The following is a 7202-nucleotide window of genomic DNA, read 5'->3' on the forward strand; positions in this document are numbered from 1 at the left end:
CTACATCGCCGAAACACTCGAGGCCATTATCGACGGCCATCCCCATAGCAGAATCGAAGACCTCATGCCGTGGCGCTTCCGCAAGGCGTCAAGCCAGGCTCAATAGGGCCCCGGCTGAGCGCTTACGGTGATGTCCATCGCCCAGACCTGGTTCGGCCACGTGATCTCCATGCCGCGCAGCAGGTATGGATGTATCTTGTGGCCGTGCTCTGGCCTGGTGGTGCGCGGACGGCGATAGAGCGCCTCTATCGCCCCCGCCGCATCAGCGTCTTCACATGCCTGCGGCCGATCTTGCACCCCTCGGCAGCCAGCAGGCCTCTCAGTCGCGAACCGGCGAAGGGAGATTCCAGATGCAGCCGGTCGAGACGCCGCATGATCGCGAGATCGGCGTCCGGCACCGGTCGCGGCAGGTAATAAACGTTGCCGCGGCTGATCTGCAAAACTTCCGCCTGCCTGGTGATCGACAGATCATGCTCGCGGTCCATCGCTGTGCGCGCAGCAATCCCGCCTTAGTGAGCGCTCCTTCTGAAAAATCGGTCTCCAGCGTCAGCTCCCCGATCTTGGCACCTCGATCGCAGGCTTGGCCGGCGCAGCGCTGCTACCCCGGAAGCGCCGCCCTCCAGCTGCACCTTCCGCACCGTAATCTAATTGGGGTGGATGTCGAACTGCTCGACCAGCTGAGCTATCGTCCGGTCGCCCTTGACGGCGGCCAGCGCCACCTTCGCCTTGAAGGCCGGTGTGTGATTCCGGCGTGCTCGTCTGCTCATCGTCGCTCCTGATTCGCAGGCACCAGCGTGCCCGCTGTCAGGCAGAAACTCCACTTGTCGACCTGTCCAAATTTGCGGAGCCGGCTCTCCAGACGAGGAGACCACCTCACTCGGGCAGAATGACATATGCCTTCCGAACCGTCTCAATGATGTTCCATTCTCCATTGGTGTTTGTATGAAAATATATGGAGTCCCCGGCCTCGAGAACGATTTCTGGACCATCATCGGGGGTAAACGTACAACGCCCTGAAAGAAAAGTGGAGAATTCTGCCTGGAAAACCTGACGGCGCCATCTTCCAGGCGAGCATTCCCAAACCCCGGTGCTGATTGCGTCTGTGGAAGATTTGAACGCGACTTTACTGCGCATGACCGAAACCGGCTCTCCGAGAGGGCGAGAAACTGGGCTGATGCTGTCGAGATCTTCGGTAGGTACGTTGAGAGAGGCTTTGAGGACAACCGGAGTCATGATTCATTCCTGTTTGTATACGTATCAGTTGCGCCCGGAGGGTACATAACCGACGGGAGCAAGGTTTGCGATAGCACGAGTGAGAGGGTCGGGCCGTCGGGCCCGATCTTCCAGACCCTCTTTCCGGCGCAACGCTTCGCGGACAAGGATGGAGCCGGTATAGCGGAAGGGCTCGATAGGAAATTTGTCTACATTGTCACGGACCAACCCGCATTTGGACCACTCGTTCGTTTCGCCAAGAGCAAGCGAGGCGAGTATCTTTCCACCAAGAACGGTCGGCGCGACCCCCTGACCGGAAAAACCGATGCCGAAAAGAATATCCGGATGATTGTCTAGGCGCCCGAAGAACGGCAGTCCGTCTACAGACCTGTCGATCGGCCCGGTCCACGACGATTCGATGTCCATGTCATTGAGCATCGGGTAGAGCTTGCGGAAGCTTTCCTCCACTTCGCCGGCTCTAAGCGATGGCCCTTCATAGTGATCCGCTACCTGTCCGGCGAACGCGAAGTGGCCCAACGATTTGCCGAAAACAATCCGGCCATCTGGCGTATTTCGGTAATAGTTCAAGAACATGCGAGAATCGCATATTGCGACGCCTTTTGTAAAACCGATCTCGTTCAGCTTGCCGGCCTTGGCCTTCGTCGCGATCATGTCGCTAGAGACGATCACCACCTTGCGCCGCAGATAGGGGAACTGAGCCCCCCAAGCGTTCATGGCCAGAACAACCTTCTTGGTTGTAACCGAGCCTTTGTGCGTTATAACTTTTGGCGTTCCAGTCCGCTCTAGGCGGATCATGGGCGAACGTTCGTAAATCGTCACACCCAGTTTCTGGGCGTGATTTCGAAGACCGAGGGCAAGTATGGCTGGCTGAACAGTAGCGGCATCTGGCTCGAAGACGCCAGCCAAATTGCGATCGGTGCCACCCAGGCGCGCCACCTGCGCATTGTTAAGGACCTCAAAGGGTCGCACGTTATGTTTAGCTAGTTCATTGATCAGGACATTCCAGCAGCCGATTTGCGGCGCAGAGGTCGCGGTCCACAGCCACCCATCGGCACGGAATTCCGCATCTATTCCATTCTCCTGGCAGAAAGCGCCGATTTCCAGCACCGCTTCCGCCGAGCGTTTCGCAATCCGAGTGGCTTCATCGGTGCCGCATAGCTTGTACAAGGAGAGATATTTGGCCCAATAGCTGGTCACAAATCCACCGTTGCGGCCGCTTGCGCCCGCTCCACACAAATCGCTTTCCACCACTGCGACTTGGAGCGAGGGTGAGTGTTCCTTGATCCGGATAGCTGTCCATAAACCCAGGTATCCGCCGCCAACGATCGTCACATCGGCCGTGACGTGCGTCGACAAGGATCGCACCTGCGGCTTCCCAAGGCGATCGAATGCCTGCTTTAACCAAAAGTTGTTCATAGTTCGGTCTCGTTAAACCAGTGATGCGATGAGATCACGGTGAAGGTGGTCTCGATGATGCAAATACCTTGTGAGCGGACTCTATAACCGTAGCGCCATCGGTATCTCAGATAATGGCGTCGGCATCGTTCTTGATCACGGCTCTGTGGCCGATCGCTGTCTTGGCCGGCTCTGGGGGCCCAGGCGTCGCGGCATCTGCGTGCCTTGATCCCGCGGGAACGCTGGCCTTCATCGCAATCTCCTCTTCGAGCGACCTTTTATAACTGGAAGAGCAGCAGAGACTTTCGAAGCACCCCAAATCTTGCAGAAATTCAGCGACTTTTGGGCTCTTGCGCATATTTCCGGAGATCATCGACGGACTGGCAGTCCTTCGATGGGGAAAAATTTCCTTTCGAAATCGGCCTGGGCCTGGCTGAGCATCCAAGCAATGGCGTAGTCCGTGAGGTTGATCGCGTCGCGTAGTTTTGGGAAGTGCGCTGTCGAGGACCAAACTCAGTCTCAAGCTTGACGCACCGCGCAGCGAAGCCGGTCTCGGTTGCGGAGAGGGAATGTAAGCCGCAAACGGCAACATCGATGCCAGCCCGAACAAGCGCATTGGCTAGAAGCGTGTGATTGTTGAATTTCACTTCGTCTCGGGGGTATGCAACACGGCTGCCTACATGATCTTTTCCTTCTCACCCGTTCTGGAATGTGATTGCTGAACTGGCCGCGTTTGCGGTGCCGCTCGCAAGTTCCAGGATTTGGGCACTCGCGATGAGGTGCCCATCGCAATCGCAGAAATCGCCGTAACGCTCACGTGCTTTAAGGGACCTCGGGTAGATCTGCACCGATTCGACATTCTCCAGAGCGCGTGCTGCGTCTACGTCGATGTCGATCGAACCCGCATGTGCGGCGGCAGCATCAAGAAGCGAACACTTGAACAGCCAATCTTGGCCGGTAACAGATCAACTCTCATGCCGAGCGTGTGCCCCGAATAAGGTCCACACCCTTGCCTATCGAACAAATGTGCCTGCCGGCCAGTCTGGGATTGATTTCAACCGGTGTGCGCCGTCCCTTGTCGACTGCACTTCGAGGTGAAGCGGTCCTCAACAAGGGTCAAAGGTGAGCGTAGCTCCGCGGCCCTTTTGATTGGCGCTTGACGTTTATTTTGACCGCACCTCGTGCCGGCGCGACTTCCGGTCTTCGGACAACGCTTTAACGACGGCCTCGAGCGCCTTGCGATCGACGACGTTGGGATCGAACTGTGGGGGATCCCAGGGTGCATTATCATGTTCTGGATGGGTAGGGTCACCGATGGCATCGAGGTAGTCGGCATATCCGGGCGCACCTCCGGCCTCCTCTGGAGGGCAGCGGCCGGCGGCATCAAGCAAAAGCGGAAGAGCGTCCGTTGGCGTGTTGTCGAACCATTTTTGAGCTCGATCACATGATCCCAGCTGTCGCCGAAGTCATAGAGATAGTGGATCGTCTTGGCGCCGCTCTCGTGAACGATATCGCAGAGCCGCGCCTTGCGGGCATCGATGGGCTGGGGACCAAAATCCCCATGGGGATCGGGGATACCCCAACGTCCTTCGCCAGCCAGGAACTCAAAGAGATGGCTATTCGTCCAGCCAAACGCCGCCTGAAGCGTCAGATGCAGCCGATCAAGGCGCAGGCTAACGGGTACGACAAGGCGACGCATCACCTCCGGTTTCACGTCCTTGAGAGTCACCTTGATCCGCAAGGCGGTCGTGTTGAGGCTCATGCCGCCAGCCTCAGATCGTGTGCATGCATCGTGTAGGTCGACGACCACGGAAGCAGTTCGTCCAGTCGCGCCGCAGGCCAGCCATTGATGAGCTTCGCGAGGACGTCGGAGAGCCAGTGCTCGGCACTGACGCCATTGAGCTTACAGGTCTCGATTAACGAAGCTAAAGCGTGATGGCATTAGCTTCGATAGCCTGAGTTTTTGAGGTAGTTCGCGCATTCTTCGGGTGTGAAGGCGTCGAGGAGTTCGCCGATGGCGGCGCAGACCGTATCGACGGTTCGTGCGGCTGCCTTGCGGAGCAGATGTTTGAGCTTGGCAAAGACCTGTTCGATCGGGTTCAGGTCGGGTGAGTATTTTGGCAGGAAGAACAGCTTGGCTCCGGCGGGCCGATGAGCTGGCGCACGGCTTTGCTTCGGTGGCTGCCGAGATTATCCAGGACGACGATGTTGCCGGGACGAAGGGTCGGCAGGAGAACCTTCTCGACATAGATCCGGAAGCTCACGCCATCGATTGGTCCCTCGATGAACCATGGTGCATCGATCCGGTCATGGCCGCAGGGCCGCCAGGAAGGTCATGGTTTTCCAACGGCCGTGTGGGACTTTGGCGGGGAGCCTGTGCCCGTGCGGCGCCCATCCCCGCAACGGCGCCATGTCTGTCCGGGTCCAGGTCTCGTCGATGAAGACCAGCCGCTCAGCTTCGACGCGACCTTGGTACTTTGTCCACTGTGCTCGCCGCCGGGCCACGTCGGGACGATCGCGTTCGCCAGCCACCAAGCTTTTTTTTGAAGCTGAACTTCTCGGCATGCACGAAGTCCCACACCGAGTGATAGTCGACCATCAGGCCGCGACCGGCAAGCTCGCCAACGAGCCCGCGTATGGTGAAGTCGCCGTCCTTGATCCGTTGCGACAGCCAGACCGCGTGGTCACCCGAAACCGCCTTCGGCTTGTGACCGCCCATTTGCCCCGGAGCAACGCTGCCGGTCTCATCGACCCGCTTCATCCAGCCGATCGCTGTGCTGATCGCCACTCGAAACTGCTTGGCGGCCTGATTACGGGACATTCCGCCCTCAATCGCCGCCAGCAACCCGCTTGCGCAGATCGAGAGAGTAAGGCTTGCCCATCCATGCTGGCCTCCTCCCAGCCAGCATGGTGAATCAGAATCATACCCATTTGGGAATCCCAAATCGATTCAGCCTAACCCCATCCCGCTTTAGTACTGCCCAACTCTCGGCGCTCTCGTCGCAACCGGCAAAAAGGGAGTTCTTAGCGTTGAGCTTGATCGGCCGCATCGCGCGCTCGACCGTAAGCGCAGCGCCGAGGCCCTTCAGATTGTTTGTGCGCAGTCTTAGCAGCACCGTTAGAAGAGTCATCTTCGGCAAGAGTGCTCACAATGGACGACCATTCGGACGATATAAGACGACCGTTGTCGCCGCGTATCGAAGTGTATGCTGGCGGAGGTCGAAAGCACTGGCCGGATGATTTGAAGGCACAGATTGTCGCGGAAAGCCTCGAGCCAGGCGCGGTTGTAACAGATGTCGCACGTCGCCATGGCTGCCTCGGCCACAGCAGGTGCATGACTGGCGGCGCCGGGCGCGTCTAGGTCAATTGCTGCTGCCGGCTTCGGTGGACACAATCATTCGTGCCTTTAGTCTCGGAAGCGTTGCTACCGGCGGCTGCAGAGCCCTCCGGATCTGCGGAAGCAGCCGCTGTTACGGTTGAGCTCCTGGGTGCACGGGTAGAGGTGCGCGGAACGGCCGGTCTTGCTGTGTTGAGTGATGTGTTTTTGGCGCTCCGACGGACACGTTCATGCTGACGACACCCACGAGCCTCATGATTTACGTTGCGACCCAACCTGTGGACTTCAGAAAGGGTGCGGAAGGCTTGGCGCACTTGGCGAAGGAGACGCTGGGCCATGACCCAATGAAGGGCGTGGCGGTGGTCTTCCGTGCAAAACGCGCCGATCGGGTGAAGATTGTCGTCTGGGATGGCAGCGGCCTTGTGATGTACTGGAAGCGGCTCGATGGCAGCGGCTTCAAATTATAGCGCGACAATCTGGATGGGAAGCCGCATTGCGTCGCCAGAAATGTTCCTGAATGCTGAGTTGTTGCCTCACGTAAATTGCTCCCCAATGGCAAGGGAGCGCAGGGACAACGATGAGGCGATTGAGTATGGCGACGCGCAAGGAACTGAAGTAGTTCGTTGCGATCACGGGCTTCCATCGGAAGCATGCGATGCGGTTGCTGCGCTGCGATTCTGAGGGCCAGACGGCGGGTCGCCGCAATCGTCCGCGGATCTACCAAACTGCTTCCATGGGCGTCGACCTACACGATGCATGCACACGATCCGAGGCTGGCGGCGTGAGCCTCAACACGACCGCCGTCCGGATCAAGGTGCCCCTCAAGGATGTGAAACCGGAGGTGATGCGATGCCTTGTCGTGCCGTTCACGCTGCGCCTTGATCGGCTGCATCTGACGCTTCAGGCGGCGTTTGGCTGGACGAATAGCCATCTCTTCGAGTTCCTGGCTGGCGAAGGACCTTGGGGCATCCCTGATCTCGATGGTGATTTTGATTCCCAGCCCATCGATGCCCGCAAGGCGCGGCTCTGCGATATCGTTCGCGAGACGGGCGCTAAGACGATCCATTATCTCTATGACTTCGGCGACAGCTGGGGTATTCCTCCGGGGTGGGAGCTATGCGGGATTTTGGGTGACGGGGTGATCAGGCGGCGTGGTTTGCCGGCGCTTGGATGACCTCGATGCCGTCGTTGAATCTGACACCTGCGATGATCTTCGGCAACTGGTTTGTGCCTTTGA

Annotated in this window: 6 protein-coding genes and 3 pseudogenes; 3 read left to right on the forward strand and 6 right to left on the reverse strand. The window is 58.5% G+C overall.

All coding sequences use genetic code 11. The features are described from left to right. Positions 1–126 precede the first annotated feature (126 nt). The 6 genes and pseudogenes from QCM77_RS45020 to QCM77_RS45045 all read right to left on the reverse strand — a co-directional run. A pseudogene (locus tag QCM77_RS45020) lies at positions 127–767 on the reverse strand (transposase family protein); the annotation flags it as partial. 106 nt (positions 768–873) lie between these two features. Continuing rightward, on the reverse strand, positions 874–1233 hold the full coding sequence (locus tag QCM77_RS45025; protein ID WP_280097029.1) for a cupin domain-containing protein: 360 nt from the start codon (positions 1231–1233) through the stop codon (positions 874–876). Between the two features lie 24 nt (positions 1234–1257). Continuing rightward, positions 1258–2649: an FAD-dependent oxidoreductase gene (locus QCM77_RS45030; protein ID WP_280097030.1), complete on the reverse strand. Its 1392-nt coding sequence runs from the start codon at positions 2647–2649 to the stop codon at positions 1258–1260. Positions 2650–3682: 1033 nt separating this feature from the next. Then, positions 3683–4390, reverse strand: coding sequence for a plasmid pRiA4b ORF-3 family protein (locus tag QCM77_RS45035; RefSeq protein WP_462804417.1), 708 nt, complete (start codon positions 4388–4390; stop codon positions 3683–3685). Further along, a pseudogene (locus tag QCM77_RS45040) lies at positions 4387–4557 on the reverse strand (transposase domain-containing protein); the annotation flags it as partial. The gene QCM77_RS45035 and the pseudogene QCM77_RS45040, both read right to left, overlap by 4 nt. Positions 4558–4569: 12 nt before the next feature. Continuing rightward, a pseudogene (locus tag QCM77_RS45045) lies at positions 4570–5510 on the reverse strand (IS630 family transposase). Between the two features lie 269 nt (positions 5511–5779). Here QCM77_RS45045 and QCM77_RS45050 point away from each other — a divergent pair. From QCM77_RS45050 to QCM77_RS45060, 3 genes are all read left to right on the forward strand, one after another. Further along, on the forward strand, positions 5780–5989 hold the full coding sequence (locus QCM77_RS45050; protein ID WP_462804418.1) for a transposase: 210 nt from the start codon (positions 5780–5782) through the stop codon (positions 5987–5989). Positions 5990–6195: 206 nt separating this feature from the next. Then, entirely contained in the window at positions 6196–6432 is a 237-nt protein-coding gene (gene tnpB / locus QCM77_RS45055; protein WP_280097031.1) for an IS66 family insertion sequence element accessory protein TnpB, read from the forward strand. A gap of 266 nt (positions 6433–6698) precedes the next feature. After that, on the forward strand, positions 6699–7139 hold the full coding sequence (locus QCM77_RS45060; RefSeq protein ID WP_280097033.1) for a plasmid pRiA4b ORF-3 family protein: 441 nt from the start codon (positions 6699–6701) through the stop codon (positions 7137–7139). The last annotated feature ends 63 nt before the right edge of the window (positions 7140–7202 follow it).

Origin of the sequence: Bradyrhizobium nivariense (assembly GCF_029846695.2) — a bacterium.
Lineage (GTDB): Bacteria > Pseudomonadota > Alphaproteobacteria > Rhizobiales > Xanthobacteraceae > Bradyrhizobium.

Bases quoted from the DNA above. Each gene is read 5' to 3' on its own strand.
- QCM77_RS45035 (WP_462804417.1), bottom strand. From the start codon at position 4,390: ATGAGCCTCAACACGACCGCCTTGCGGATCAAGGTGACTCTCAAGGAC.
- QCM77_RS45060 (WP_280097033.1), top strand. From the start codon at position 6,699: ATGGGCGTCGACCTACACGATGCATGCACACGATCCGAGGCTGGCGGC.
- QCM77_RS45050 (WP_462804418.1), top strand. From the start codon at position 5,780: ATGGACGACCATTCGGACGATATAAGACGACCGTTGTCGCCGCGTATC.
- QCM77_RS45030 (WP_280097030.1), bottom strand. From the start codon at position 2,649: ATGAACAACTTTTGGTTAAAGCAGGCATTCGATCGCCTTGGGAAGCCG.
- tnpB (WP_280097031.1), top strand. From the start codon at position 6,196: ATGCTGACGACACCCACGAGCCTCATGATTTACGTTGCGACCCAACCT.
- QCM77_RS45025 (WP_280097029.1), bottom strand. From the start codon at position 1,233: ATGACTCCGGTTGTCCTCAAAGCCTCTCTCAACGTACCTACCGAAGAT.